The following is a 24878-nucleotide window of genomic DNA, read 5'->3' as shown; positions in this document are numbered from 1 at the left end:
GTCTTACCGGCTGAACAGCCCTTTTTTCTCCCAAGGCTCCTGCCGGATCTCTCCCGCTTCATAGCCGGTGGCGGAGATGGCCGAGCGCAGGGCCTCCTCGTCCAATTCCGTCTCCGAGAGCACCACGGTCTCCCGCTTGCTCCGGGACGAGGTGACCTTTTTTACCGGAAAGGCTTTCCGTACTGCGTCGTTCACATGGCTCTCGCACATACCGCACATCATGCCTTCTACATGGACCGTGTACTTCCACATCGTCTATCCCTCCACTGTTCTTAAAGTTCAGTTTGCTGTTTCCGGCATATACAGCGCGCCTCAACGACTTTCGCATCGCCGCCGGCATCCTGCTGAAAGATGCGTCAGGGAATGCGGTGCCATATCCATCACTTTCGCCCAACCAGCATCCGGGACTCTCCCAGCATCATCATGGCCGCGCGCCGGCGGGAACCAAATACCTCCGTGGCGGTATCCACCAGCCGCACCTCCTGAAAGCCGGCCTCCCGCAGCTCCTGGGCAAAGGCCTCCATGTCTCCGTACATCCGGGGCTTCATATCGTCATTCAGGGCAAATACCCCGCCGGGCTTCAATACCCGCAGGGTCTCCCGCAGCAGGGTATGCTTATCCGCGCCGGTAATATTGTGATAGACATAGTTGCTTACGACCGCGTCAAAGGTATCATCGGGGAAGTCCAGCTGATGGGCGTCCCCGTGCTGAAACCGGCACCGGGTTGCTACCCCCTCACTGGCGGCGTTCTTCTCGCACATGGCCTGGCCGTAGCCGTATGCCGCGCCCCAATAGTCGATACCGGTGACCTGCGCTTCCGGCCAGGTGAGGGCCGCCCGGATGGACAGGGCGCCGGAGCCGCAGCCCACATCCAGCAGCGTCCCCCTGCCGTCAAAGCCCAGATGGGCAAGCAGGCACTGGTGGGTCCGCTCCATCATCCCGCCGCCGCCGAAGGCGTATTGTTTTCGTATCCAGCCGCACCAACAGAGCAGGGCCAGAAATGCTGCGGCAACCACCGAAAAAACCGCTCCCAGCCATAGCAGCCGGAACACCACAAAGGACAGCATCGCCAGCACCACTGACAGGGCCAGCAGTCCGCCCACCATGTAAAAGACCGGGTTGGACATCCAACTTCCATAGTCCTCGCCGTGAGCACCAAGGTGGATCTCCTCATGTCGGGATTTTTCATGTTTCATCCGCCCGTCTCCTCGTATCATAATTTTTGAAATAACAGTCCCAATCCCGCCTGAGCCGCCGCCAGCAGCGGGCACAGCAAGAGCGGCCACTGGAGCAGATGCTCCGGTAGCGCATAATCCTTCATCCATGCCTTGAACTCATAGCCGGGATGGCCCTCTGTGCCGGGGATCACAAAACGGTTTTTCGCCTTTTTCTGGATCAGCCACACATCAAGAAAAAACAGATCGCCTATGTTGACCATCATCCACTGGATGTAGCCCGTCAACGCCAGGTACCAAAAACCATGTGTCCCGCCCGCCACTGCGCTGAGGGCGCCGTAAAGCAACAGCGGGAGCAATTCCCCAAAGATAATCCACCGCCAATATCCGGCAGCTTCCCGCTTTGTAGGCGGCTCCTTGGCCGCCTTGATGATGGCGGGCGGATAGCAGGGAAACATCAGCCGGGGCTTACACAGCGCAGCCGCTGCGGCGAACAGGTTAAAATAGGCAGCCATAGCGAGCCCGTCCAAGATGCTGCGCGTCCAGTTCATAGAAATCCTCCCGCATTTTTCATAAGGAACCTCTCTGTGTTATTTATTGCCTAAATGCCCCGCATCATCCCGAATCGCCAGCACACAGAGCCAGTGCCTTTTCGCATCCCGCTTCACGATGACCTTAGAAAAACCAGCCTCGGTGAGAAAGGTGACAAACTGGCTCCGGTTGAATATCTTCATCCCATCCATGACAGAAAGCCACCTGCTGTCTCGGGGATTTTCTCCGTCCACCTCATTGACGATCAGAAAGACGCCGCCCGGCCGCAAGGTGCGGTACACCTCCCGGAAACTCTCCGTGGGGCCGGGCCAAAAATATACCGTTTCAAAGGCAGTCGCCAAATCAAACACCCCATCCTCAAAGGGAAGGTGCGACACATCCCCTTGTATGACACGGCAGCGGCCGACCTGCAGTTCTTCCTGATTGATATTTCTGGCCTTTTCCACGGATATTTCCGAATAGTCCAGGGCGGTGACAGTTGCGGCAGGGTATTTTCGCAGAAGGGCCCGGATGTTTCGGCCGCCGCCGCAGCCCAGTTCCGCAATCCTGACGGGACCTGTTTTCGGCAAATAGCCCAGTCCCCAGTCTGCCAGGGCGGCATGGGCATGATTCATGCTGGCTACCATGCACTTGCCCAGAAAGCCTTCCGGCTTGCGTGTATTGCGAAGAAAAGATCGCAAAAGTCCCATAAGCACCCTCACCCCCTAAAAACAGTTAGCACAAACTAACCAATGAGCAGTATACACCTGTTTAACGCAAAAATCAAGCCCGCCGACTTATATAGAAGCGGTTTTATTGAGTCGAGCGATACATATTCAGAGCCGTCAGTACTCCCTCTTGACAAGAAGATAGAATACCCTTTATAATTCTTTATGTAGTTAGTTATTGCTAACCGCAAGAAATATGAATGGAGGTTGAACCACCCATGTCCCTGATTCAGAAAGAAATTGCCGATTTCACCGTACAGTGCTACCAGAACAACGCTTTCCGGGCTGTCTCCAAGGCGGACATCCTGGGCAAGTGGAGCGTGTTCTTCTTCTATCCTGCCGATTTTACCTTCGTGTGCCCCACAGAATTGGAGGATCTGGCCAATCTCTATGAGAAATTCCAGGCCATCGGCTGCGAAATCTACTCTGTTTCCTGCGATACCCACTTCGTCCATAAGGCGTGGCATGACGCCTCCGAGCGCATCCAGAAGATCCAGTATCCCATGCTGGCCGACCCCACCCATTGTCTGGCCAAAGATTTTGAGGTCTATATTGAGGCGGACGGCGTGGCCGAACGGGGCAGCTTCATCGTGAACCCCGAAGGGAAAATCGTGGCCTATGAGGTCAACGCCGGCAATGTGGGCCGGAATGCCGATGAACTTCTGCGGAAGGTGCAAGCCTGCCAGTTCGTGGCGGAGCATGGAGACGAGGTGTGCCCGGCGAAGTGGCAGCCCGGCGCCGAGACCCTGAAGCCCAGCCTGGATCTGGTGGGGCAGTTGTAAGCCATGGAGCGGATGGAAAATTTCTACGATGTCGTGGTCATCGGAGGAGGGCCGGCGGGACTCACCGCCGCCCTCTACCTGGCCCGTGCCCGCTACCGGGTCGTGGTCGTGGAGAAGGACCACTTCGGCGGGCAGATCACCATTACCTCGGAAGTGGTGAATTATCCCGGCGTGGGCAGGACCAGCGGGACGGAGCTTACCGAGACCATGCGGAAGCAGGCGGAGGGCTTCGGCGCTGAGTTTTTGCTGGCCGAGGTCACTGGGCTGGAACTCTCCGGCGATGTAAAGACCGTCCGCACCGGCCGGGGAGATTTGAAGTGTTTCGGCGTCCTGCTGGCCACCGGCGCCCATCCCCGCATGGTGGGCTTCCAGGGGGAGGAACAGTTTCGAGGCCGGGGCGTGGCCTACTGCGCCACCTGCGACGGAGAGTTCTTCACCGGGAAGGATGTATTTGTGGTGGGCGGCGGCTTTGCTGCGGCGGAGGAGAGCGTGTTCCTTACCAAGTACGCCCGTCAGGTGACCATTCTCATCCGGGGGGACGACTTCACCTGCGCCCAGGCCACAGCGGACGCGGCCAGGAGCCACGAGAAGATCACCGTCCTCACCAACACAGAGGTGGAGGAGGTGTCCGGCGACACTGCGCTCCGCTATCTCCGGTACCGGAATACCAAAACCGGGCGGGTGACCAAGTACCACGCAGCGGACGGCGAAACCTTCGGCGTGTTTGTCTTTGCCGGCTATGAGCCGGCTACGGAGCTGGTACGAGATCTGGCGGAACTGGACCAGCAGGGCTACATCCTCACAGACCGGAGCCAAAAGACAACTGCGGACGGCCTGTACGCTGCGGGCGATGTATGCGTCAAGCCTCTGCGGCAGGTGGTCACTGCCGTGGGAGACGGCGCCCTTGCCGCCACGGAGCTGGAACGCCTGTGCGCCACTATGCAGGCCAAGACCGGCCTTCACCCCAAGGCCCCAGTGAGCCGGGCAGAAGAAACGACGGCGTCCACCGAAACAAACAGCACGCTTTTTACGGGGGATATGCTGGCCCAGCTCCACACGGTGTTCTCCAGAATGGCATCTCCGCTGGTTCTGCGGCTGTATCTGGACGAAACGCCCCTTTCTGCCGAGTTGCGGCAATATATGGAGGAGCTGGCGGCCCAGAGCAGTAAACTGTCGGTGGAGATCAGCGGCGTAGCCGATACGGATCACATTCCCTGCGTCCGTGTATGCCGGCCGGATGGAAGCTGGACGGGGCTCGCCTTCCACGGCGTTCCCGGTGGGCATGAGTTCACCTCTTTCGTTCTGGGCCTCTACAACGCCGCCGGGCCGGGGCAAGCTCTGGACGAAGATACAAGAGCAGCGATCCAGTCGATCCAGAAGCCTATCAAATTAGAGATCTTGGTTTCTCTCTCCTGTACCATGTGCCCGGATCTGGTGACGGCGGCCCAGCGGATCGCCGCGGAAAATCCCCGCATCACCGCCCAGGTCTATGACCTGAATCACTTCCCGGACCTGCGGGAGAAGCATCAGGTGATGAGCGTTCCCTGCCTGGTTATCAATGATGGGGAGCAGGTATCGTTCGGAAAGAAAAACATACGGCAGTTGTTAGAACTCTTAACATAGCAAGGAAGCCGCGTTGCGGGCCGTTTGGTCTGCAACGCGGCTTCCCTCTGCAAAAAAGACTTGTAGCGCGGAGTCTTTTGGAGTATTCTTTAGTTATCAATGACTAACTCCGAAAGAGGCATATTGCTATGAGGAAATCAGATCTGGACTTCTGGCAGGGAATGGCCGCGTATTACAGCAAATTCATGCGGCGCTCCGCACCGGTATATGCGGAAATCTGCAATCACATTCGTCCGCATCTCACCCGGGACATGAATGTATTGGAATTGGCCTGCGGCACAGGCCAGCTATCCTTTCCCCTGTCTCCGTATGTCCGGCTGTGGGAGGCCACCGACGCCTCTTCCAAGATGATCACGGAGGCGAAGAAACAGGCCGGATCTTCCAGGCTTCATTTCTCGGTGCAGGATGCTTCCCGGCTGCCATATTCCACAGAAACCTTTGACGCGGTGGTGATCGCCAATGCCCTGCATATCTTACCGGAGTCGGAAAAGGTTTTGCGAGAGGCTCGGAGAGTCCTAAAGCCGGGCGGGTGGCTATTCGCTCCTACCTTTGTCCACGCCGGGGGGAAACTGGCCAGCCTGCGGACCTGGTGTATGGAACGGACCGGCTTTCGTGTCTACCACATATGGAACGCCGGAGAATTCATTGCTTATCTTTCGTCTCACGATTTCTGGGTGACGGAACACACTCTGCTCGGGGGGCGTGTACTTCCTGTGTGCTATGTGGCGGGCAGGAAGTAACTGCCCAGAATGGGTCGAAGGCGGGCCATCGGCGCTGTATGACGGTGGCCCGTCTTCTGACAATCAATGAATGCGGACTGTTTGTGTAGTCGTTTGGAGCTATAAATTTTCACTCCAAACTTCATGTTGACATATTTCCAGACGGCCATTATATAAAATAGTAGTAGGGATAATCTGAATGAGGTCCGCAAACTCCATCCAAGGGAGCGGCAGCGCCGCTACGGCCGGTCTACTCTGCCATACTTTGAGAGTTTTCTACGAAGTGCAAGCGCCAGCGAATGAAAACCGCCCCTCTGAGCGAGTGCTCGGAGGGGCGTCTTTGTGTCTTAAATTTTTATTCAGATTGATATTGTGCTGTGGCGTCCGCTTTTTTATTTAATTGCGTCCTTCAATGCCTTTCCTGCCTTAAAGGCCGGCATCTTCCCGGCTGGGATCACAATGGGTTCCTTGGTCTTGGGATTCCGGCCAGTGCGCTCAGCGCGCTCTTTCACTTCAAAACTGCCGAAGCCAGTGAGCTGGACCTTATCTCCCGCACACAACGCTTTCTCGACCTGGGAGAGAAATGCGTTCAAGACTTTCTCTGCATCCGCTTTGGAGACCCCGCTCTCCTCGGCCATACCAGCAATCAGTTCTCCTTTGTTCATAAAGCAAATTCCTTTCTTTTTCTAATGATTGGGACAAGCACTCTCTACATGACAGCCGCATCAGCGGCTTACCACAGGGATGAAGCCCAAGGCATAACGGCTGAGGGCGTTCCTCCCTCAGCCGCAGCCGCGGTCAGCACATATCCCGTGCCCACTCCCGGACATCTTCCAAAGTCAGCTCAAAGCGGCCGCCTGCCGCAACCGTATTCCTGGACATATCCACGATCATGTAGCCGCCAAGGTTGTCCGCACTGATGGGCGCATGGGATTTCCGCATCATGTAGCCAGCCGCCTTCAGTACACGGCGGAGCGATTGCTCCAGGGAATCCTCTGTACGCATCGAAATACCTCCAATTTGATATTCCGAGCCAAACCACGCCGCGCTCCAGCCGTTTTCCTGTTGGTATTATAACAGGGAACTCACGGAAAATGCAACTGTGCGGTCTGGTTTGGATGCTTTTTCCTTGCGTTTCCAATGCAGGCACTCAAAATTAGCGCAAAGGGCCTCGGACATCGAAGGAAACATATAGCACTCACCATCGAAAAGGCCCCATCGCGCCGGCATCCTAAAAATATGAATATTCTGTAATCAGGCAGCCGCGGTGCAGGTAATAGAATACCCACACCGCGGCGTTGCCTTTTTCAATCAAAGTGTCCAGCGGCTGGACTCCGTCCGTTCGGAGACGAAATCCCGGTAGATGCCCGCCTGCTGGATCAGTTCGTCGTGGGTACCCTTTTGGACGATGCGCCCCTGGTCCACCACCAGGATCTGGTCCGCGCCCCGCACCGTCTTGAGCCGGTGGGCGATCATCAGCACGGTCTTCTCCCGGGTCAGGGCTTCCATAGCCCTTTGGAGCTGGTCCTCATTCTCGGGGTCTACATTGGCCGTGGCCTCATCGAAGATGACGATGGGCGCGTCCTTTAAGAGACACCGGGCGATGGAGATGCGCTGCTTCTCTCCGCCGGAGAGCGTGGCTCCTCCCTCGCCAATTACCGTGTCGTATCCATCCGGCAGGGCAGAGATGAAGTCGTGGCAGCACGCCTTTTTTGCGGCCTCCACCACCTGTTCATGGGTAGCGCCCGGGCAGCCGAACTTGATGTTGTTCTCCACGGTGTCGGCAAAGAGATACACCCGTTGGAACACCATGCTCACCTGCTCCATAAGGGACTCCAGCGTGTACTCCCGCACATCCCGGCCGCCGATGGTCACACGGCCGCCGTCCACATCCCAAAACCGGGCGATCAGGTTGCAGAGGGTGGTCTTGCCGGAGCCGGAGGGCCCCACAATGGCGGTGGTGGTCCGGTCCGGAATGGTCAGGGACACATCCTTGAGGATGGGACGGCTTCCATAGGAGAAGTTCACATGGTCGAATACAATCTCGTGGCTCTCCGGGCGGATGGCCGTGCCGCTCTGATCCATCTCCGGGATGTCGTCCACCTGGTTGGCGTGGTCAATGGAGCTGCCCACCAGACGCAGGGCGGACACGCCGCTGCCCGCGGACTGGATCTGGGAAAAAATCAGGAAAGAGACGATGACCGCCATCAGCGCATTGGCGAGGGACATGGCTCCCGTCAGGCACAGCCCCACCGACGCGGCCAGGATCAGAACGCTGAACAGGTGGAGGACCATCTCCTGGCCCCAGATATAGGGAGTGAACAGCTTCTCCACCGCCAGATTGTTCGCCCTGCTGTCCTCCAGCGCCTGCCGCACCCGCTTGTCACCCTTTCCCGTCAGGTTAAAGGACTTGATGACGCTCATGCCCTGAAGCTGCTCCAGTACCGCCTCCACCAGCCGGGCCTCGTCCCGCTGGCGCTTGGGGGCAATCTTGGCGGACTGCTTCTCCATTCCGGAGAGGAGGGCCAGATACACCAGCATCCCCGCCAGGGCCAGCAAGCCGATCCGCCAGTCCCAGAACAGGACGCACAGCAGCATGACGGCGGAGTTGATCAGGCCGCCCAGAATACTAACCAGCACCATGGGGCCGGTGCTCTCCACCTCGTCCAGAACGGTGGTGGTGATGCCGGTGAGTTCTCCCAAGCTCTGGTCATTGAAATAGCCCATGGGGACCCGCTTGAGCTTGTCACCGATGGAAATGCGCTTGTTCGCCACCATGAAATAGCCGGCGTGGGTCTGCTGGAGCTGGCTGAAGCGGTTGAGGATCGCTCGGCCCAGAATGCTGGCCAGCAGAAGCCCCAGCGCCTGCCATGCCGGGGCGGAGTCTGTGGAGCCGCCCACAAGGGCCAGCACCACCACATAGATGGCCGCGATCTGGAACATGTGGAACACCGCGTAAAAGAAGCCTAAAATCATGGACTTTCGGATATTGCCCTGCTCCTCTCCGGCAAAGTCCCAGATTTTTTTCAAAACACCGATCATGCCTACTCTCCCTCCTTTACGCCCATATGCGCCCGCCACATCTCCTGATACAGCGGGCAGTTCTTCAAAAGTTCCCCGTGGGTGCCCACATCCTGGATGCGGCCGCCATTGACTACCACGATCTGATCCGCGCCGGTGATGGTGCTGAGGCGGTGGGCGATGACCAGCACGGTCTTTCCCGCCACCAGCCTGCCCACGGCCTGCTGGACCACGGCCTCGTTCTCGGGATCTATGTAGGCGGTCGCCTCGTCCAGCACCACAATGGGCGCGTCCTTGAGCATGGCCCGGGCGATGGCGATGCGCTGACGCTCACCGCCAGACAGATGGGCGCCGCCTCCGCCCACCACCGTGTCATAGCCGTGTTCCAGACTGCGGATAAAGGCGTCACACCCGGCGGCTTTTGCCACGGCCTCCACCTCGGCGTCGGTGGCCGCCGGGCGGCCCATGCGGATGTTCTCCCGAATGCTCTCGTCAAAGAGGTAGTTGTCCTGGGAGACAAAGGCCACCTGGTCGTAGAGCTGCTTCAGCGGGACCCGCTTCAAGTCCTGTCCGCCCAGAGTGATGGAGCCGGAGGTTACATCCCAGAAGCCGGCGATCAGCTTGGCGATGGTGGACTTGCCGGAGCCGGAGGGCCCTACAAAGGCGGTCATGGTCCCGGCGGGGATGGTGAGAGATACATCGTGGAGCACTTCCTTGTCCGCGTGGTAGCCGAAGGACACATGGGAGAGCTGGATGTCCCGCCCCTGGAATTCCGCCGGCGTTTCCCCGTGGTCCTGCTCCGCTCCGTTCAAAATGGCGTCCACCGAGCCCACGATGGTGCCTACCTTGGCGAGACTGTCCACAAAGTCCATGGCGGCCAGCAGGGGCCCGGCAATGCCCAGGGACAGGACGATGGTGGTGATAAAGGTCTCGATGGGCAGACTCCCTCCGGTATAGAGGAGCCAGCCCACCGGCAGAATGGTGATCATGGTGGTGGGCGAGATGGCACGGGCCAAAGAGACCGGCATCTGGCAGCTCTTCATCCAATGGTAGAAGTAGGAGGCGTTGGCCTTTACGCTGTTGGAGAAGCGGGCATAGGACTGCCTGCCCTGGTTAAACGCCTTGATGACCTCAATGCCGCCGATGTACTCCACAATGGCGCTGTTCATGGCCTGAGTGGTCTTGACCGAGCCCTCGTACTGCTTGCCGTAGCCGGCCATCACCGCCATCATGAAAGCCATGCCCACCGGGATGGACACCAGGCTCAAAAGGGCCATCCGCCAGTCCAGCACAAACAGGTAGATCAGGATGCACACCGGCCCCAGCACATTGGCGGTCATCTCCGGCAGAAGATGGGCCAGAGGCCGCTCCATGCTCTCCACCTGATCCACGATGACCTGCTTCATCTGGCCGCTGGAGGTGTCCAGAATCGTACCCAGAGGCATCTTTGGCAGTTTCTCCAGCACTTTCTCCCGGATAGATTTCAGGATAGCAAAGGTGGCCTTGTGGGATTGGGACAGAGCCAGGGAATATAGGGTGGCCCGGAACAAAAAGCCCACAAGCGCCACTGCACACCATATCAGGTAGTATTGTATGCTCTCCTCCCCTTTCAGCAGGCCCAGGATGATCTGCGCCGCGGCGAAGTAGGGGAGCATCCCGAACAGTACCCCCACCACAGCGGAGAGTATTGCCCGTTTCAAGCCTCCGTGCTGTTCTTCTCCCAGCTCCCACAGACGGAGCATGGGACTTTGCTGTTTCATGATAAATTCCTCCTTTTGGTTAGTAAATGCTAACTTTTGTGCAAATGAGAGGGCTGCACCCAAAGGCACAGCCTCTTGTCAGGGCTGAGGATCGAACACGGTGGAAAATCCCGCCATGTGATAGCGGTTGAGCATCTTGACATAGCGGTGGGCGGCGGCGCGGTCCATGTTGTGCCGCACCACCTCAAACATACCGTTGAAGTAGGCGGTGACGATGATGTGGATGAACTCCTCCGTCACCAGGCCGGACTTGACGCTTTCGCAGCCGATGACTTCCATGTAACGATAGGTGTAGTCCACCTCGATGTCCACCAGCTCATCCAGGAAGCAGGAAAACCGGGTGCCGTGGGCCCCGTCCAGCAGCAGGCGGAATACATCAAAGTGGTCGTAGATGTAGTCCAGCAGCTCCTCCTGGTGGAGGGCGGTGTACTGGCCCATCTCCGCACGCTGGGCCTCCTCTGGGAACTGGTGAAAATCCTCCTGAATCTGGCGGAACATGGTCTTAAACTCATTCATGCAGGGCTCCACGATGGACTGAAACAGTCCCTCCTTATCCCCAAACCGGGTATAGATGGAGCCGGTGCTGGTCCCAGCCTCCTGGGCAATGGTACGCAGGGATGCTTCCAGAAATCCCTTGGACAAAAACTCTAACTTAGCGTACTCCAACACTTTATCAGCTACGCCGGGTCTCTGCTTTGCCATAGGATCGCCTCCTTTTGAAGAATTCAAAACGGTGTTTTGTAACGATGTTTTGAATATAACACTGCGCTCTTGAATTGTCAAGAAGGAAAACAACCGCGTATCGTATCCATGTTCCCATGTACTTAGCACCCTTACATGGCATCATTTTTGATTTCACGAATAAATCTAAAAATCCCCGCAGATTTTACAAAACCTGCGGGGGATTTTCTAATTTCCGGCCAGAAGGCAGTTCAAATTTATAGCCGCTGTGGGGGACGGTGCGGATGGGGTTGCCCGGGCCCATCTTCCGGCGGAGCTGGCTGATAATATTGACCACGGCCGCCCCGCAGTCCTCCGGAAACTCCTGCCACACTGCCTCGTAGATCTGTTCCTGCGTGAAGACCCAGCCGGGACGCCGGGCCAGATACGCCAGCGTAAAGAACTCCAGGTGCGTAAGATGGAGGGGCTGTCCCCGCCACTTTACCGTCTGCTTGCGCAGGTGCAGCTCCAGGCCGGGAAAAGTGAGGATATGCTTTTCGGTGGGCGGCTCCACGACCTCGATTCCAGGCTCTTCCGCCAGGAAGTCCTTGAGCTTGTCCAGGATCTGTTCTTCGCCATCGGTGATGGATAAAATCAGCAGCTTCCCCATGCGGGGACCACCTCTTCTTCTGATTTTTCACCGTTCATTCCGGCTCCACCGCCTCTTTCAGTAATTCAAAGGATCGCTGGCTGATGGTGTGCTCCATCTGGCAGGCCTCCCGTTCCGCAGTCTGAGGATCGACGCCAGCCGCGATAAGCCGGCGTGTGAAGAAGCAGTGCTTCTCATAGGTCTGCTCCGCCACCTCCCGGCCTATATCGGTCAAGCGCAGGGAAAAGTCCTCGTCCATGGTGAGAAATCCACCGTCCTTTAGTGTTGCCACCGCATGGCACACGCTGGGCTTGGACACCTCCATGTGCCGGGCCACATCCACGGAGCGCACCATGCCCTTTTCCTTTTGGAGCACCAGCACGGCCTCCAGGTAGTCCTCGCCCGACGCATGAAGTTTCATTTTGCCTCCTATCCCATCTCGTTCAGGAAAAAGCGCAGCAGGCGTTCCCTGCCCTCCGGCTCGCAGAGGGAGTAGCGTTCCTGAATCTCACCGTGCTCCATGTGGATAACAAAGTTACAGCACCGCAAAATAAATTCCGGGTCGTGCGTCACCACGACCGCAGTTCTTCCTTGCTCTGTAATTCTGTTCACCACCTCCGCCACCTGCCACATGTGAAACAGGTCCAGTCCGCTGGTGGGCTCATCAAATACGATCAGCGGCCGTTCCGACGCAATCGCGGAGGCAACGGCCACCCGCTGCTTTTGTCCTCCAGACAGCCCCATGGGGTGACACTCCCGGTATGGAAGCAGATCCATCTCTTCCAGCACGAGCTCCGCCTTTTTCCGGTCCTCCGCCCCCATGCTCAGAAACACTTCATCCAGCACGCTTTCCGTGAAAAGCTGGTGGTTCACATCCTGCATCACCATATAGCAGAGCTTCAGCCGCTCTTTTCTGGAATAGGTCCTGCCCTGGCCCTGCACCGTGCCGCCGCACCGCTTTTCAAGTCCGCACAGGCAGCGGGACAGGGTGGATTTGCCCGCCCCATTGTGCCCGATAATCGCGGTTGCTCCGCCGGCGGGAAATGCCGCCTCCTCGATGCGCAGGAGTTCCGGCTGATGCTTATAGGCAAAGGAGAACTGCCGGATTTTCCACACGCCGTCCCCGCTCCGGCCATGAGGCAGCGCTATCCCGTTCAGGTCGTTCAAGTCCAGCGGGCGCAAGCCCATTTGCTCCCGCCGCTCTGCGGGCAGGCTTTGGAATTCTGCGGCGGTATAGTCGCCTCGGATCTCTCCATCTTTCATATAGAGGACACGGTCGGCCAGATCGCACAGGTAGTAGAGCCTGTGTTCCGAAATAACGATGGTTTTTCCCTGGGCCTTTAGGCGCATGAGCAGTTTTCGGAAATCCGCAATCGCGTAGGCGTCCAGATTGGAGGATGGCTCATCCAGGACATAAATATCCGGGTCGATGGCAGCCGCCGACCCACAGGCGATTTTCTGCTTCTCCCCGCCGGAGAGGGAGAAGATGCTCCTGTCAAGCAGAGATTCCAGCTTCAGCTGCTCCGCCACCAGGCGGACCCGCTCACGGACGGTTTCCTCGGGCATTCCGTGATTTTCCGGGCCGAAGGCCAGCTCGCTGGTCGTATCCACATTGAAAAACTGGGAGCGTGGGTTTTGGAACACAGAGCCTACCATTTGGGAAATCTCAAAGAGCGACAGATCGCGGGTATCTTTCCCGCCCAGATAGACCGAGCCTGTAAAAGTCCCCTCGTGGTAATGGGGGATCAGTCCGTTCAGCAGACGGGTCAAGGTCGTCTTGCCGCAGCCGGAGGCCCCGCAGAGAAGAACAAAGGAGCCGTCCTCAATCGTACAGGTGATATGCTTCAGCGCCCCTTCCGTTAGGCGCTCCCCATCCACAGGGCCGTTTGCCGGATAGGAAAACGACACATCTCTGCACGAAATCATGGCATTCACCCCCTTGCAGCCCACACATAGACTTGTGCGGCAAATGCCCCAAGGCAGATCAGGAGCAACACAATGTCCTGTGCGCGAAACCCGATTTTACAGATGTTGGTCCGCTTGACCGGTCCGCCCAGGCCGCGGGTCAGTGCCGCCGCACTCAACTCTTCTCCAATCTTGACGGAACAGATCATCATGGGAACCACGCGGTATTCCAGGATAGCCCCGGCCTTTCCACCGCCAAAGCGGACGCCGCGCATCCGCATGGCGTCCCCAATGGCGCTCCATTCTTCTGCAACCGTCGGGAAAAAGCGGAACATGACCGACATGGGGATCGTGATCTGCTGCGGCAAGTGAAGCCGCTCCATGGCGGCCACAAATTCGCTGACAGTTGTGGTCGTGACCACGAAGTACCCCATGACGATTCCCGGCGTAAACCGGAGGAACAGCCCCACAATGGCAACCGCGATAAAATTTGCAATCCCGGTCAGATAGGATAGTCCGAACATTTCCAGGCAGAGGCTTCCGCCAAAGATCAGGAGATAGAGGACAGCGCCTTTCCATTTTCCCGCCGAGAGCAGAAGCAGCAGGGGGATCGCCGCCAGCACGATGATGTAATACTGCATGACGCCTTCATACGAGCCGCCTAAAATGAAAACAGCTATGGTGACCAGCAGCGCCAATTTTGTGCGGGGGTCTAAAACAATTCCGCTATTATCTTTCTGGCTGGCGAGAAGTTCGCGGTTCATTATACGATTCCCGCCCGTTCAAAGTGCTTTTTGAAAATTTTGCGCCCAATCAGGCCGCCTACCAGCCCGCTGACAAAGGCCGCCGCCAGAAGCACCGGCAAAATCCAGTCCGGCATATAGGCCATGAGCGTATCGGCGTATTCCTGCCCATAGCCGGGGAGCAGGTTTTGGTAATAGTCGTCCCGCGTCACGACGATAGGAATAAAGGCGCCGATCACCCACATGGAGAAAACGCCGTGGATCAGGACTTCACGCTTGGCATTTTTGTAGCCGCAGCCCTTCATCATGAAGTCGGAAATCAAGCCAAAGATCAGGCCGGTGGGGATGCACCAGTAGCCCATGCCGGTGAGCAACATAATGATACCAAGCAGCAGGCCGCATATGGTCAGCATACCAAATTTTTTGATTTTGGAGAAAAACAGCATCATGGGGATGCCCCCGACCAGCGGAACGATCACACTGATGAGCGGGATGAAAATGGGGATAAATCCGATGGACGCCGCGGCGAAGATCACGATAAAGTAGATCGCCGTAAAAATGCCGATGTTGATTAAGTCTTTCCCTTGAAGCCTGTTCATTGAGAATCCTCCTACACATGATTGTTTTTCGGATTAGACAACGCTAACCGCCGTAATAGTAGCACAGATTAAATCGCGCTTCTATGCACATACCGGCAGTTTAGGCCCGAATAGCAAGGAGTTTTCTCTTTCCTGTTGTTTGATGATTGACCCCTAAAAGGGGACAGCCTATAATAAACTCAATCATTTTGCCGCGAAAGGGGGAAAATTTGTTGCGCGACATGATGGAAAGTATCCTGAAAAACAGTGATACCGTTTTGGGTGTTGAATGGAAAAGCGGCCCAAACAGCAGCGAACTTCTTTTGGAGCAGGAGGACGGCTGCGGAAGGATGGTCTTCCACCCGCTCTTTCCCGGTGTGACCCTGGCGTTTATTCAGGTAAATGCGTCAAACTGGCCGGAGTCCGAGGCCAATGCCGAGCTTCGGCCTCTGCTGATCAATTACTGCGTTTCAGGAAGAAGTGAGCTTCTTCTGGATGACGGAGCCTACATATACCTGAAGGAAAATGATTTTGCCGTCAGTGAGCAGACGGCCCAGGACGGCTACATTTTCCCAACAAGGCTCTATCAGGGCATTAAAATCTATTTTGATATAGAGCAGCTCTCTCAGAACGCCCAGGAACTGATATCCGCTTTTGAGCTGGATTTTACTCTGCTGCGTGAGAACTATTGCCGCAGACAAAAGACCTATATCAACGAGGCGGACAGCACACTTACCGCCATTTTCCACAAACTCTGGGCACTGTCGGAGCAGCCGTCTCTCTTTTATCTGCGCATCTATACGCTGGAACTGATTTACGAACTGCTCCATACAGAGCCGCGCCCTTCAAAAACCTGCGGCTTTTATACGGAACTTCAGGTGGGGATCGCCAAAAAAGCAGAACAAATCCTCACCGCAGATCTCCGGAAACATATCCCCCTGCGTCTGCTGGCGGAAAAATTCTCCGTTGGAGAAACCAGCTTGAAAAACTACTTCCGTGGGGTGTACGGCCAGAACATCTCCACCTATCTGCGGGAGGCCCGTATGAAAGCCGCCGCTGAATTTTTAGCGGACACCAGCCGCCCCATTGCGGAAATCGCGGAGCAGGTTGGCTATTCCAATCAGGGAAAGTTTGCAGCGGTATTCAAGAAGCAATTCGGCATGTCCCCGTTGGAGTACCGGCGCGCACAGAAGCTGGCCACACTTTAGGCGCCGCTTCCCATAAAATAAGCACAGACCCTTGAAAGGCCGCCCGCATCCATAGGGTATTGGCCAGCAATGTTTCCCTGGGCGAAATGGATGATGTCCGTGCAGCAGTCCAGCAGCAGTTCCAGATCGTGTGTGATCACATAAACAGTGACACCTTCCGTGCTGAGCTGCCGCAAAACAGCGGCGACCTCTTTCATGTGCCGGTAATCAAGGCCGCTGGTGGGTTCGTCAAAGAAGAGAATAGACCGCTTTGATGCAATGGCAGATGCGATGGCCACCCTCTGTTTCTGCCCGCCGGAAAGCGACATAGGGTGCCTGTCTCTGAACAGGAGGAGATCCAGCCGGGTCAGGATTTCCTCTGCCTGTTTTGTATCCGGCTCCTCCATGCTGATCAACACTTCGTCCAGGACTGTTTCTGTAAAGAGCTGATGGTTTACCTCCTGCATGACCATATAGCAGGTGTTCAGCCGATCTTTCGAACGGTATCGCCTGCCGTTCCAGATTACCTCGCCGCATCGCTTCTCCAGCCCACAGAAGCACCGTGAAAAGGTGGACTTGCCAGCCCCGTTATTGCCAATGATGCCTACAATGCGGCCGGCCGGAATAGTACAATCCTGTATGTGCAGGATTGACGATCCGTGGGGATACGCAAAGCGGAACTGCTTCAGCTCCAGTTCCGTCCCTGTGCATTGCGGTGTTTGCGGCGGTTGTAATTGTTCCAGGGCGAAAGTGCGCAGCCCAATTTCCGTCCGGGCTTGCTCCGACAGGCCATTAAATTCCTCCGCAGTATATTCCCGTGTGATTTTGCCGCCCTTCATATAAATAAAACGATCCGCCAGACCACGGAGATAATAGAGCCTGTGTTCCGATACGATGATGGTTTTCCCTTGGCTTTTCCAGAAAGCCAGGGTTTTCCGCAGGTCGGAAATGGATGCCGCATCCAGATTGGAGGATGGCTCATCCAGTACCAGTACCTCCGGCTCCATGATCGACACGCCGGCGCAGGCAACTTTTTGTTTCTCTCCTCCGGAGAGGTGGAAGATATTCCGGTCCATCAGCTTTTCCAATCGGAAATCACAGACCGTCCTCTCCAGCCGCGCCCGGATTGTTTCTGCAGGCTGGCCCAGATTTTCACAGCCAAAGGTGATCTCGCTGGTTGTATCTACATTAAAAAACTGGGAACGCGGGTTTTGGAACACGCTGCCCACGATTTTCGCCGTATCATAGAGCGGTTGTTTTGACACTTCAGCCCCGTTGACCCACACGCCGCCGCTCATCTTCCCTTCGTAATAATGGGGGATCAGGCCGTTGATCAGGCGTGTGATCGTGGTTTTTCCGCAGCCGCTCTCGCCGCAGAGCACAGCAAACTCACCGCGCTTGATCTGAAGCTCAATGTCCCGAACACCACCGGTATGCTCCGTTTCTTCTCCATAAGAGAAGGTCACATGGTCAATCTGAATCATCCTCTGACACCTCCCCAAAAAGCGATCTGCGGCTGGAGCAGAAACAGAGCGAAGCAGGCGACGCAGAACAGCGCTGCCATAAGATCCTGTGCATGAAACCCAATCCGGCACAAATTGGTACGCCTTCCCGGAGCTCCAAGGCCCCGCGTTAAGGCGGCAGCGGAAAGTTCATCCCCGATTTTGACCACGGATACAATAAGCGGTACCAGCCGGTACTCGACCATCAGGAACGGGTTCTTTCCTCCGAAGCGTATCCCGCGCATCTTCATAGCGTCCCGGATGGCCTGATACTCCTCGCTGACGGTAGGAAAGAAGCGGAAAATCACCGACAGCGGGATCACGATCTTCTCCGTCAGGTGCATCCGCTCCATGGCGCCAATGAATTCGCTCACCGATGTGGACGCAATCAGATAGGCACCCATCATGATACCGGGTGCAAAGCGGGTCATGATGGATGTGACCGCCAACAGAACAAAGGAGGGGAGCCCGCTTGCCCAAATCAGCGCCACCCGCTCCAGCGCAAAGCAGGCCGCGTACAAAATCAGGTACTTTGCCGCCGTCTGAAAGCGTCGCTCGGAGAGGATCAGGATAAATGGGACAAGGCTCAAAAGCGGCTTTACCAAGTTCATGATCCCTTCATTGCTGGTACTGAACATCAGGGTGGTGATGGTCAGCAGGAGAAGCAGCTTGGTGCGCGGGTCCAGCTGGATGCCTTTCTTGCTTCCTGTTACTATGGGGTATGACGCGCTGCTCATTACGCAATGCCCGCCTTGGCAAAGTGCTTTTTCAAGAGGGCCTTGCCCAGCAGTCCACCGGAAATGGCGAACACAAAGATTCCTGCAATTACCAGGATTATGCTCCACATCGGCATGACAGCCATTACCTGATCCGCATATTCCTCTCCGAAGCTGGCCGCAAAACTCGCCCAGGAGTCTTCCACCATAAAGTACATGGGGATATAGGTACCCACCATCCAGAGGCTGAACACCGCATACCCCAGCAGGCTCTTCTTGGCGCTCTTATAGCCGCCGGATTTCAAAATCAAATCACCCAGCAGTCCAAAAACAGCCCCCAGGGGGACGCCCCAGAAGCCCATGCCGGTCAACCCCATCAGCAGGCCGCTCAAAATGCCCATAATGGTGACCATCCCGAACTTTTTCACCCTTGTCAGGAACAGCATAAATGGGATGCCGGTGATCAGCGCCCAAAGCGCCCCCAGGACGGGAAGGAAAATTGGTACAAACCCGATGGGAATTGCGACACAGCAGCCGATGACAAAATACAGTACTGTGAACAGCCCAAGGTTGATCAAATCTTTTGCCTGAATCTTGTTGTTCATAAGAAACACCTCCGCATTCATTGGTTAGCTCATTCTAACCCCGTCATAGAATACCATACCCGGACTGGCGTTTCTACAACTGAACAGCTTTTTAGCTCCAATCAACATCGAGTTTTAAATTGACGAGCCAGACTCTTCACGCCTATAATATAGCAAAAAGCAATTCTTTTCTTGCGGAGCCAAGAGGAGGACTCACCCATGAACATTGATGAGATTATCCGAAAATGCGTCGAAGTTCCCGGAATATCTATCGAACGGGGAGAATACAGCGCGGGGCTTTTTCTAAATGAGAAGGACGGAAAAGGCTTTGTAACATTTTTTCCGCTATTCCCGGGACTGACACTGGCTTATATTTCAGTAAACGCTCCGCTCTGGACAGCACCGGATTTGCGAGGAGAGGGCTCTGATGAAAAAGGCCCGCTGCTTCTGAACTACTGCGTAACTGGGCGCTGTGAGATCATTCTGAATAACGGAAATTTTGTGTATGTGACGGATGGGGATCTGTCTCTGACAGAACATTTTGCTCAAAGGCAGTATGTCTATCCACGCCGCATCTACGAGGGGCTGGAGTTCTTCGCAGAGCTTGATACGCTTGCGGCGCAGAGCGTATGGCTTCTGGAGGAATTCGGGCTTGACTTTCACTGCGTTGTGGAGCGGTACTGCCGGAATGGAAGCACCTACATCTCCAAGGCTGTCCCCGACGCGGAAGAATTGCTGAAAAAACTATGGTCACTGTATCATGAGCCTATGCCCTTTGCTGTAATGCAGATGAAGATCTATTCCCTGGCGCTGTTTTCTCTGCTGATGGAGCAGAAAGAAATCCCTCCGTCCCAGGTCTGCGCCTATTTTACGGAAACGCAGGTGAGCATCGCAAAACAGGTCGAACAGATCATCACAGCCGACCTGCGGCAGCATCATCCGGCATGGGAACTGGCCGCGAGGTTTTCTATCAGCGAGACCAGTATGAAGAATTATTTTCGCGGCGTCTTCGGGCAAAACATATCGGCGTATCTCCGGGAGATCCGAATGAGAAAAGCCGCGGAATTGCTGACGGGCAGCCGGCTTTCGGTATCTGAGGTGGCGGAACAAGTCGGATACATCAACCAGAGCAAATTCGCGTCGGTTTTCAAGAAGCAGTTTGACATGTCCCCGTTGGAGTACCGGCGCCGGAGGCACTTGGAACGCCTTAGCCAGGGGAAACCCTGATGGACAGAACACACAAATATCGCAAGATTTTATATCATCCAATTTGCCCTGCTCCAAAAATCAATGTTACAATATCCGGGAGGTGGTGTCTGTGGGATTGAACTTTGAAGGCGTAGTTGTCGGCGTGATGTCCCTTGTGATCATTGGGGCGTTCCATCCCCTGGTGATCTGGTTTGAGTATCACTTCACGCAGAGAGGCTGGCCGGTATTTTTGATCGCTGGCTTGCTCTGCCTGATCGCCGCGCTTTTCATCCAAGGCCTTTTCTCTATTCTTCTGGGGCTGCTGGGCGTTGTCTGCATATGGAGCATCCGGGAACTGAAGGAGCAGTCCCGCAGGGTGGAGTGAGGCTGGTTCCCCAAAAATCCAAAACGGAAATAGGCAGGGGACACCTGCCTATTTCCATCCCCTTGACAGAGTGCGTATTGGTTTATATAATTGCCATATAGTTAGTAATAACTAACCGCAGGGCGCACTATACTATGTGCAAAACTATGATAGAAAAGAGGACAGATTATGTTCAATCACCTGGAATCCCTGGGAACGCAGGAAAACCCCGTCAAAGTCGATCTTCTGCACCTGGACCCCACAGACCCGGACGGCGGATGCTGCTGCGGGAAAGACAACAGCGGGCACTGCTGTGGGCGGCATAGCCACACGCAAGAAGAGCAGACGGAACTTTAAGGCCGGTCTGACCCTATGGAAGCACCGGTTATCTATGGCCTGCTGATCCCCTTTGCGGGCACCTCGCTGGGGGCGGCCTGTGTCTTTTTTCTGAAGAAGGACTTGGGAGATCAAGTGCAGCGGGGACTGACCGGCTTTGCCTCCGGTGTCATGGTGGCCGCGTCTATCTGGAGCCTGCTGATCCCCGCCATGGAGCAGTCCACTGAGGCGGGGACTTTTGCCTTTCTGCCGGCGGTGATTGGCTTTTGGGCCGGCATCCTCTTCCTGCTGGGATTGGATCACCTGATCCCGCATCTCCACCAAAAAAGTCAGCAGGCAGAAGGACCCCATACGCAGTTGGGTCGTTCCGCCATGATGGTGCTGGCTGTCACGCTGCACAACATCCCGGAGGGTATGGCGGTTGGCGTGGTCTATGCGGGCTATCTGGCTGGCGATGGGCAGATCACCGTAATGAGTGCTCTGGCCCTATCGCTGGGTATCGCCATCCAGAACTTCCCCGAGGGTGCCATCATCTCCATGCCCCTGCAGGCGGAGGGAATGAGCAAAACCCGGGCATTTGCTGGAGGCGTGCTCTCTGGTGCTGTGGAGCCTGTGGGCGCAATGCTCACCATCCTGGCCGCCGGGCTGGTGATCCCTGCCCTGCCCTATCTGCTGAGTTTCGCCGCCGGCGCTATGCTCTATGTGGTGGTGGAAGAATTGATTCCTGAGATGTCCCAGGGAGAGCACTCAGATGTTGGTACGCTGACCTTCGCCCTGGGCTTCACCCTGATGATGGCCCTTGATGTGGCGCTGGGGTAGAGATAAAAGACGGAAGCGGAAGGGGGTATCCCCTTCCGCTTCCGTCTTTTCCTCAGTATATTAAGTCAATGGGCGTCCCTTTATCTTCTGAACAGGGTCTATCGCTGCCGGAAACTTCTCGCAGTACAGGCCGTAGAAATCGTCCCGGGCGAGGGTGTCCAGCCACGCCGCGGAGGGGCAGCAGATACGCGCCCCCTCTTGGCCGCTGCGCAACTGGGTGCAGGCAGGAAAGAGGATCAGATCCCCGTTGGTCACATAGAAATCGCACAATTCCCGGCATAAGATTCCCTCCGCTACCCGCCGGGCCGCCCATTCTGGGGCGGAGGTCCGCGCGCACAGATAGGACGGGATCAGCACTGGTCCCTCTTGGGGCGTGCGGAGGAAGGCGCTCTGCCCGTCCGCCCGCAGCGCATAGAGAGAGGGCACCAGGGCAGTGCGGGCCTGCTCCTGGCGCACCGCCTGAAAGGCCCCGATTGGCATATCCGTTACAAGGCTGCGGTCCAACAGGTCGGAGGCGGCCTCCCGGCCCCACTTTTCCCAGACGGCCTTCACCACCGTCTTGACAGCGGAGTTGTTGATCCCGCCGAAGGCCAGCCCTGCCCAGTCCGGTAGCCGCATTTGCTCGCACACCTCCGGCTCACGGGTGTAGTAGACCAGAGGGATGGCCGCCGCGGGCAGGAGCTTGTCGCCCCGTCGCACGGCGTCCAGGGCGGGACTTTCCCGCAGGGGGACCCAATCCGCTGCCGGATACAGTTCCGGCTCCAGTTTAGAAAAAATGGCCCGGTCCTCGAACACCTCCAGATCCGCCGAAACGATGAGGTCCGGGAGCACCGCGTCCGGCCGGGCCAGATACTCCGACATGTGCTCCGGGTATCCCAGACCGAAAAAACGGACCTCCAGTTCAATCCCTTCCCGGCGCAGCCGCCCGGCCAGCTCCTGCAAAAACGCCTTTTCCTGGCGGTGCAGGACGCAGATGTGGTTCCAATAAAGCAGGATGTGTGTCATGTCAGATAATCTCCTCTCCGAAGCAATGCCTGATATGTCTGCTGCTGGTGGTACAGCTCACCCAATTCCGCATAGAGATCGGCCTCCCGTGGGCTGCGCTCCACCACAGCGGCTACCGCGCCGCCGCCCATGACGATGCGCCGCCGGGACATCAGGGCGGTGTGCGGGTCATGGGTGACCACCAGTACCAGCTTGTCCCGGCGCTGAAGCAGGCCCAGCGCCCGCTCTTTGTCGATGCCGGCGTTCTCAATCTCGTCAATGAGGACGATGGGACTGTCGCAGAGCAGGGCGATGTCGGCAATCATCAGCGCCCGTGACTGCCCCCCGCTGAGCTGATTCAGGCTCTGGTCCAGGGCAATGGGCTCCGGGGTGATCTCATTGGCCAGGGCCAGCACCTCCTCCGGCCGGGTGTCTTTCTCACGGCACCGGGCATGGAGGGCGAGAAACTCCTCCACCGAGGCGTCCAGCACGAAGCGCATATTCTGCCCCAGGTGGGCCACCATCTGGGAGGACAGGGACTGGCGGCACTCCGCCGGGACCTCCGCGCCGTCCAGGAGCACCCGGCGGCGGGTGACCGAGTCCCCGCGGGCCAGCTGCTCCACATCCTTGATGAGCCGGGACTTCCCGGAGCCTGTATTGCCCACGATGGTACACAGCTCGCCCCGTTCCAGGGTGATGTTCTGGAAGGGTTCCGGATTCCCGGCCTTGTCCCGGCCGGGGAGGATCGTCACAGACTGCATCTTTCCGCCTCCCCAAAGTTGATCTTGCCCACCACGCCCTGCTGGAAGGCACTGCCCACCCGCTGTTCTCCCACACAGTAGGAGCAGACCCCGCTGGGCATGGTGTGCCGCAGGATGTCCCCCTCAAGGCTGCCGCACGCAGGCCGGTCCAGCAGCCACCGGGCCAGAAGGTCGGTCCCATAGCCCGCCAGACCGTCCACCGGAAAAAGCGCCGCTCCTGGGTTGAGCTGCCGGATCTGCCAAGAGATGATCTCCAACTCCGCCTGGGAGACCATATCGATTTTAGTGAGCACCACAAAGTCCGCCTGGGTGAGCATGGGGCCGAGCTGCCCCGGCGCCCGGCAGCTGGCGGTGCAGTCCAGCACACATCCGGCTGTCATGTGTTCCGTAGCCGGGGAACAGCGGTGGCAGAGTCCGGCGGTTTCAATAACCAGCGTGTCCCGCCCCAGCCGGTCCACCCACTCCCAGAGTTCCGGCAGGTTGGAGACCAGAAAATGATCCGGGCAGATGTCTCCGCTCAGGCCCATCACGCAGGGCAGCCCCATGCGCTGAAAGAGCGCCCCGTCCCCGGTCTTCAGGCAGTCGATCTTGCAGACACAGGGCGCGGCCCCGCCCTCTTCCAGCAGGGGGAGCAGGGCCTTCAGCGCCGAGGTCTTCCCCACGGCGGAAGCCCCGGAAAACAGATAGACATGGCGCGGCACGGCAATTCCTCCTCATATTGAAATCGGTTAGCCATAACTTACCACAGGAAACACAAGTTTGTCAGTACCAAGTGAGACTCCGTCAGTCTCGATTGATACTTGACGGACGCCTCCGGACCCGGTAAAATATACGCCAGAGGTTAGCAATAACTAACCAGAGAGGAGGGGCATTTTGGAGCAGGCGGAACTGGAACGGAGGCTGGCGCAGTCGCCTCTTCTGGCCGGGGTCTCCCTGCCGGCGGAGCAGACGCGCGTCCAGTCATTCCCGGCGGGCCATATCCTCAGCGACCGGCCCGGCGGCGTGTCCTCCGTGGGGATGATCCTGTCCGGGCGGGTAGAGGTCTACTCCGTGGCCCTGGATGGCAAAGATGTTCAGCTCAGCACGCTTCCCGCCGGGGAATGCTTCGGTGTCTGTAATCTGCTGGCCGACGCTGAACTGGAAACGGTCCTGCGCTGCGGGGAAGAAACCGAGGTCCTTTATATCCCCAAGGCCGTGCTGCTGGCGTGCATGGAGCGGGATGCCGGGTTGTCCCTGCGTTACGCAGAGCTGTGCAACCAAAAGCTCCAGTTTCTGCTCCGGCGCATCGAACTGCTCACCATGCAGTCCTGCCGGGGACGGGTCATTGCCCATCTGCTGGCCAGCCAGGACCGGAATGGGAGCGTGAGGCTCACCGGCTCCCGGGAGGACCTTGCCCGCCGGCTGGGCGTCAGCCGGGCGGCGCTATTCCGGGAATTGGCGGCCCTTCAGTCCATGGGCGTCCTGCGGTCAGAGGGAAACCTCCTCACCGTGCTGGACGCACCCGCGTTGGAAAAACTGCTCTACCACCCCTCCCACACGAAATGACCAGGAAAGGAAGAACAT

The 24878-nt window shown here is 57.2% G+C and carries 29 protein-coding genes; 9 read left to right on the top strand and 20 right to left on the bottom strand.

The annotated features are described in order from the left end of the window. Positions 1–3 precede the first annotated feature (3 nt). From DN611_RS10295 to DN611_RS10280, 4 genes are all read right to left on the bottom strand, one after another. Positions 4–252 (bottom strand): heavy-metal-associated domain-containing protein, encoded by a 249-nt coding sequence (locus DN611_RS10295; protein ID WP_119311282.1) that lies wholly within the window; start codon positions 250–252, stop codon positions 4–6. A 128-nt stretch (positions 253–380) separates the two neighbouring features. Beyond that, positions 381–1196, bottom strand: a complete 816-nt coding sequence (locus tag DN611_RS10290) for a class I SAM-dependent methyltransferase (protein WP_119311281.1) — start codon at positions 1194–1196, stop codon at positions 381–383. Positions 1197–1213: 17 nt separating this feature from the next. Beyond that, positions 1214–1726, bottom strand: a complete 513-nt coding sequence (locus DN611_RS10285; protein WP_119311280.1) for a hypothetical protein — start codon at positions 1724–1726, stop codon at positions 1214–1216. Between the two features lie 39 nt (positions 1727–1765). Next, on the bottom strand, positions 1766–2416 hold the full coding sequence (locus DN611_RS10280) for a class I SAM-dependent methyltransferase (RefSeq protein WP_119311279.1): 651 nt from the start codon (positions 2414–2416) through the stop codon (positions 1766–1768). A gap of 236 nt (positions 2417–2652) precedes the next feature. On the opposite strand from DN611_RS10280, the gene ahpC reads away from it, so the two are divergent. From ahpC to DN611_RS10265, 3 genes are all read left to right on the top strand, one after another. Then, on the top strand, positions 2653–3216 hold the full coding sequence (gene ahpC, locus DN611_RS10275; RefSeq protein WP_058116757.1) for an alkyl hydroperoxide reductase subunit C: 564 nt from the start codon (positions 2653–2655) through the stop codon (positions 3214–3216). 3 nt (positions 3217–3219) lie between these two features. Further along, positions 3220–4839 carry an FAD-dependent oxidoreductase gene (locus DN611_RS10270; RefSeq protein ID WP_119311278.1) on the top strand — a complete coding sequence of 540 codons (1620 nt, stop codon included), beginning with the start codon at positions 3220–3222 and terminating at the stop codon, positions 4837–4839. A 128-nt stretch (positions 4840–4967) separates the two neighbouring features. Beyond that, positions 4968–5579: a class I SAM-dependent methyltransferase gene (locus tag DN611_RS10265; RefSeq protein WP_119311277.1), complete on the top strand. Its 612-nt coding sequence runs from the start codon at positions 4968–4970 to the stop codon at positions 5577–5579. Between the two features lie 371 nt (positions 5580–5950). On the opposite strand, the gene DN611_RS10260 is transcribed toward DN611_RS10265, so the two are convergent. From DN611_RS10260 to DN611_RS10215, 10 genes are all read right to left on the bottom strand, one after another. Next, positions 5951–6223: an HU family DNA-binding protein gene (locus tag DN611_RS10260; RefSeq protein WP_119311276.1), complete on the bottom strand. Its 273-nt coding sequence runs from the start codon at positions 6221–6223 to the stop codon at positions 5951–5953. 133 nt (positions 6224–6356) lie between these two features. Further along, positions 6357–6563: a hypothetical protein gene (locus tag DN611_RS10255; protein WP_055179918.1), complete on the bottom strand. Its 207-nt coding sequence runs from the start codon at positions 6561–6563 to the stop codon at positions 6357–6359. A gap of 306 nt (positions 6564–6869) precedes the next feature. Continuing rightward, entirely contained in the window at positions 6870–8600 is a 1731-nt protein-coding gene (locus DN611_RS10250) for an ABC transporter ATP-binding protein (RefSeq protein ID WP_119311275.1), read from the bottom strand. A gap of 2 nt (positions 8601–8602) precedes the next feature. Next, positions 8603–10339, bottom strand: coding sequence for an ABC transporter ATP-binding protein (locus DN611_RS10245; protein ID WP_119311274.1), 1737 nt, complete (start codon positions 10337–10339; stop codon positions 8603–8605). Positions 10340–10417: 78 nt separating this feature from the next. After that, positions 10418–11041, bottom strand: coding sequence for a TetR/AcrR family transcriptional regulator (locus DN611_RS10240; protein WP_119311273.1), 624 nt, complete (start codon positions 11039–11041; stop codon positions 10418–10420). Positions 11042–11225: 184 nt separating this feature from the next. Continuing rightward, positions 11226–11669 (bottom strand): winged helix-turn-helix domain-containing protein, encoded by a 444-nt coding sequence (locus DN611_RS10235; RefSeq protein ID WP_119311272.1) that lies wholly within the window; start codon positions 11667–11669, stop codon positions 11226–11228. Positions 11670–11703: 34 nt separating this feature from the next. Then, a complete protein-coding gene (locus tag DN611_RS10230) occupies positions 11704–12069 on the bottom strand; it encodes a metal-dependent transcriptional regulator (protein WP_119311271.1) in 366 nt (121 codons plus the stop codon). An 8-nt stretch (positions 12070–12077) separates the two neighbouring features. Further along, positions 12078–13574 carry an ABC transporter ATP-binding protein gene (locus DN611_RS10225; protein WP_119311270.1) on the bottom strand — a complete coding sequence of 499 codons (1497 nt, stop codon included), beginning with the start codon at positions 13572–13574 and terminating at the stop codon, positions 12078–12080. A 5-nt stretch (positions 13575–13579) separates the two neighbouring features. Continuing rightward, a complete protein-coding gene (locus tag DN611_RS10220) occupies positions 13580–14317 on the bottom strand; it encodes an energy-coupling factor transporter transmembrane component T (RefSeq protein WP_119311269.1) in 738 nt (245 codons plus the stop codon). Continuing rightward, the gene (locus DN611_RS10215; RefSeq protein ID WP_119311268.1) at positions 14317–14895 is read right to left on the bottom strand and encodes an MptD family putative ECF transporter S component; all 579 of its coding nucleotides are present in this window, start codon (positions 14893–14895) and stop codon (positions 14317–14319) included. Before DN611_RS10215 ends, DN611_RS10220 begins: the two co-directional genes overlap by 1 nt. 146 nt (positions 14896–15041) lie before the next feature. Here DN611_RS10215 and DN611_RS10210 point away from each other — a divergent pair, with 146 nt between their 5' ends. Continuing rightward, entirely contained in the window at positions 15042–16082 is a 1041-nt protein-coding gene (locus DN611_RS10210) for a helix-turn-helix domain-containing protein (protein ID WP_333637334.1), read from the top strand. Here the strand turns inward: DN611_RS10210 and DN611_RS10205 are convergent. From DN611_RS10205 to DN611_RS10195, 3 genes are read right to left on the bottom strand one after another with little or no spacing between them, the layout of a single operon-like run. Beyond that, complete coding sequence (locus tag DN611_RS10205) at positions 16079–17545, bottom strand: ABC transporter ATP-binding protein (protein WP_009259391.1); 1467 nt, start codon at positions 17543–17545, stop codon at positions 16079–16081. The two genes, DN611_RS10210 and DN611_RS10205, sit on opposite strands and share 4 nt — an antisense overlap. Beyond that, positions 17542–18300 (bottom strand): energy-coupling factor transporter transmembrane component T, encoded by a 759-nt coding sequence (locus tag DN611_RS10200; protein WP_009259392.1) that lies wholly within the window; start codon positions 18298–18300, stop codon positions 17542–17544. The genes DN611_RS10205 and DN611_RS10200 overlap by 4 nt, the downstream gene beginning before the upstream one ends. After that, a complete protein-coding gene (locus DN611_RS10195; RefSeq protein WP_009259393.1) occupies positions 18300–18884 on the bottom strand; it encodes an MptD family putative ECF transporter S component in 585 nt (194 codons plus the stop codon). The genes DN611_RS10200 and DN611_RS10195 overlap by 1 nt, the downstream gene beginning before the upstream one ends. Before the next feature lie 198 nt (positions 18885–19082). Here DN611_RS10195 and DN611_RS10190 point away from each other — a divergent pair, with 198 nt between their 5' ends. The 4 genes from DN611_RS10190 (at position 19083) to DN611_RS10180 (ending at position 21570) form a co-directional block, all read left to right on the top strand. After that, the gene (locus tag DN611_RS10190) at positions 19083–20090 is read left to right on the top strand and encodes a helix-turn-helix domain-containing protein (protein WP_119311267.1); all 1008 of its coding nucleotides are present in this window, start codon (positions 19083–19085) and stop codon (positions 20088–20090) included. Between the two features lie 91 nt (positions 20091–20181). After that, positions 20182–20436, top strand: coding sequence for a DUF4491 family protein (locus tag DN611_RS10185; RefSeq protein ID WP_333637333.1), 255 nt, complete (start codon positions 20182–20184; stop codon positions 20434–20436). A 168-nt stretch (positions 20437–20604) separates the two neighbouring features. Further along, positions 20605–20772 (top strand): hypothetical protein, encoded by a 168-nt coding sequence (locus DN611_RS16690; RefSeq protein ID WP_160117425.1) that lies wholly within the window; start codon positions 20605–20607, stop codon positions 20770–20772. Between the two features lie 15 nt (positions 20773–20787). Next, a complete protein-coding gene (locus DN611_RS10180) occupies positions 20788–21570 on the top strand; it encodes a ZIP family metal transporter (protein WP_119311265.1) in 783 nt (260 codons plus the stop codon). A gap of 60 nt (positions 21571–21630) precedes the next feature. Here DN611_RS10180 and DN611_RS10175 read toward each other — a convergent pair whose 3' ends face one another. From DN611_RS10175 to DN611_RS10165, 3 genes are read right to left on the bottom strand one after another with little or no spacing between them, the layout of a single operon-like run. After that, a complete protein-coding gene (locus DN611_RS10175) occupies positions 21631–22575 on the bottom strand; it encodes a hypothetical protein (protein ID WP_119311264.1) in 945 nt (314 codons plus the stop codon). After that, a complete protein-coding gene (locus DN611_RS10170) occupies positions 22572–23315 on the bottom strand; it encodes an ATP-binding cassette domain-containing protein (protein WP_119311263.1) in 744 nt (247 codons plus the stop codon). Before DN611_RS10170 ends, DN611_RS10175 begins: the two co-directional genes overlap by 4 nt. Then, on the bottom strand, positions 23303–24016 hold the full coding sequence (locus DN611_RS10165; protein WP_119311262.1) for a GTP-binding protein: 714 nt from the start codon (positions 24014–24016) through the stop codon (positions 23303–23305). Before DN611_RS10165 ends, DN611_RS10170 begins: the two co-directional genes overlap by 13 nt. A 172-nt stretch (positions 24017–24188) precedes the next feature. Here DN611_RS10165 and DN611_RS10160 point away from each other — a divergent pair, with 172 nt between their 5' ends. Beyond that, on the top strand, positions 24189–24860 hold the full coding sequence (locus tag DN611_RS10160) for a Crp/Fnr family transcriptional regulator (protein ID WP_119311261.1): 672 nt from the start codon (positions 24189–24191) through the stop codon (positions 24858–24860). Positions 24861–24878 lie beyond the last annotated feature (18 nt).

This window comes from Oscillibacter sp. PEA192, assembly GCF_003574015.1.
Taxonomy (GTDB): Bacteria; Bacillota; Clostridia; order Oscillospirales; family Oscillospiraceae; genus Oscillibacter; species Oscillibacter welbionis.
Note: the sequence above shows the minus strand (reverse complement) of the source record. Positions and strands in the feature narration are given on the sequence as shown.

Coding starts and splice junctions, on each gene's coding strand:
- DN611_RS10295 (WP_119311282.1), bottom strand. CDS start 252: ATGTGGAAGTACACGGTCCATGTAGAAGGCATGATGTGCGGTATGTGC.
- DN611_RS10290 (WP_119311281.1), bottom strand. CDS start 1,196: ATGAAACATGAAAAATCCCGACATGAGGAGATCCACCTTGGTGCTCAC.
- DN611_RS10285 (WP_119311280.1), bottom strand. CDS start 1,726: ATGAACTGGACGCGCAGCATCTTGGACGGGCTCGCTATGGCTGCCTAT.
- DN611_RS10280 (WP_119311279.1), bottom strand. CDS start 2,416: ATGGGACTTTTGCGATCTTTTCTTCGCAATACACGCAAGCCGGAAGGC.
- ahpC (WP_058116757.1), top strand. CDS start 2,653: ATGTCCCTGATTCAGAAAGAAATTGCCGATTTCACCGTACAGTGCTAC.
- DN611_RS10270 (WP_119311278.1), top strand. CDS start 3,220: ATGGAGCGGATGGAAAATTTCTACGATGTCGTGGTCATCGGAGGAGGG.
- DN611_RS10265 (WP_119311277.1), top strand. CDS start 4,968: ATGAGGAAATCAGATCTGGACTTCTGGCAGGGAATGGCCGCGTATTAC.
- DN611_RS10260 (WP_119311276.1), bottom strand. CDS start 6,223: ATGAACAAAGGAGAACTGATTGCTGGTATGGCCGAGGAGAGCGGGGTC.
- DN611_RS10255 (WP_055179918.1), bottom strand. CDS start 6,563: ATGCGTACAGAGGATTCCCTGGAGCAATCGCTCCGCCGTGTACTGAAG.
- DN611_RS10250 (WP_119311275.1), bottom strand. CDS start 8,600: ATGATCGGTGTTTTGAAAAAAATCTGGGACTTTGCCGGAGAGGAGCAG.
- DN611_RS10245 (WP_119311274.1), bottom strand. CDS start 10,339: ATGAAACAGCAAAGTCCCATGCTCCGTCTGTGGGAGCTGGGAGAAGAA.
- DN611_RS10240 (WP_119311273.1), bottom strand. CDS start 11,041: ATGGCAAAGCAGAGACCCGGCGTAGCTGATAAAGTGTTGGAGTACGCT.
- DN611_RS10235 (WP_119311272.1), bottom strand. CDS start 11,669: ATGGGGAAGCTGCTGATTTTATCCATCACCGATGGCGAAGAACAGATC.
- DN611_RS10230 (WP_119311271.1), bottom strand. CDS start 12,069: ATGAAACTTCATGCGTCGGGCGAGGACTACCTGGAGGCCGTGCTGGTG.
- DN611_RS10225 (WP_119311270.1), bottom strand. CDS start 13,574: ATGATTTCGTGCAGAGATGTGTCGTTTTCCTATCCGGCAAACGGCCCT.
- DN611_RS10220 (WP_119311269.1), bottom strand. CDS start 14,317: ATGAACCGCGAACTTCTCGCCAGCCAGAAAGATAATAGCGGAATTGTT.
- DN611_RS10215 (WP_119311268.1), bottom strand. CDS start 14,895: ATGAACAGGCTTCAAGGGAAAGACTTAATCAACATCGGCATTTTTACG.
- DN611_RS10205 (WP_009259391.1), bottom strand. CDS start 17,545: ATGATTCAGATTGACCATGTGACCTTCTCTTATGGAGAAGAAACGGAG.
- DN611_RS10200 (WP_009259392.1), bottom strand. CDS start 18,300: ATGAGCAGCGCGTCATACCCCATAGTAACAGGAAGCAAGAAAGGCATC.
- DN611_RS10195 (WP_009259393.1), bottom strand. CDS start 18,884: ATGAACAACAAGATTCAGGCAAAAGATTTGATCAACCTTGGGCTGTTC.
- DN611_RS10190 (WP_119311267.1), top strand. CDS start 19,083: ATGAACATTGATGAGATTATCCGAAAATGCGTCGAAGTTCCCGGAATA.
- DN611_RS16690 (WP_160117425.1), top strand. CDS start 20,605: ATGTTCAATCACCTGGAATCCCTGGGAACGCAGGAAAACCCCGTCAAA.
- DN611_RS10180 (WP_119311265.1), top strand. CDS start 20,788: ATGGAAGCACCGGTTATCTATGGCCTGCTGATCCCCTTTGCGGGCACC.
- DN611_RS10175 (WP_119311264.1), bottom strand. CDS start 22,575: ATGACACACATCCTGCTTTATTGGAACCACATCTGCGTCCTGCACCGC.
- DN611_RS10170 (WP_119311263.1), bottom strand. CDS start 23,315: ATGCAGTCTGTGACGATCCTCCCCGGCCGGGACAAGGCCGGGAATCCG.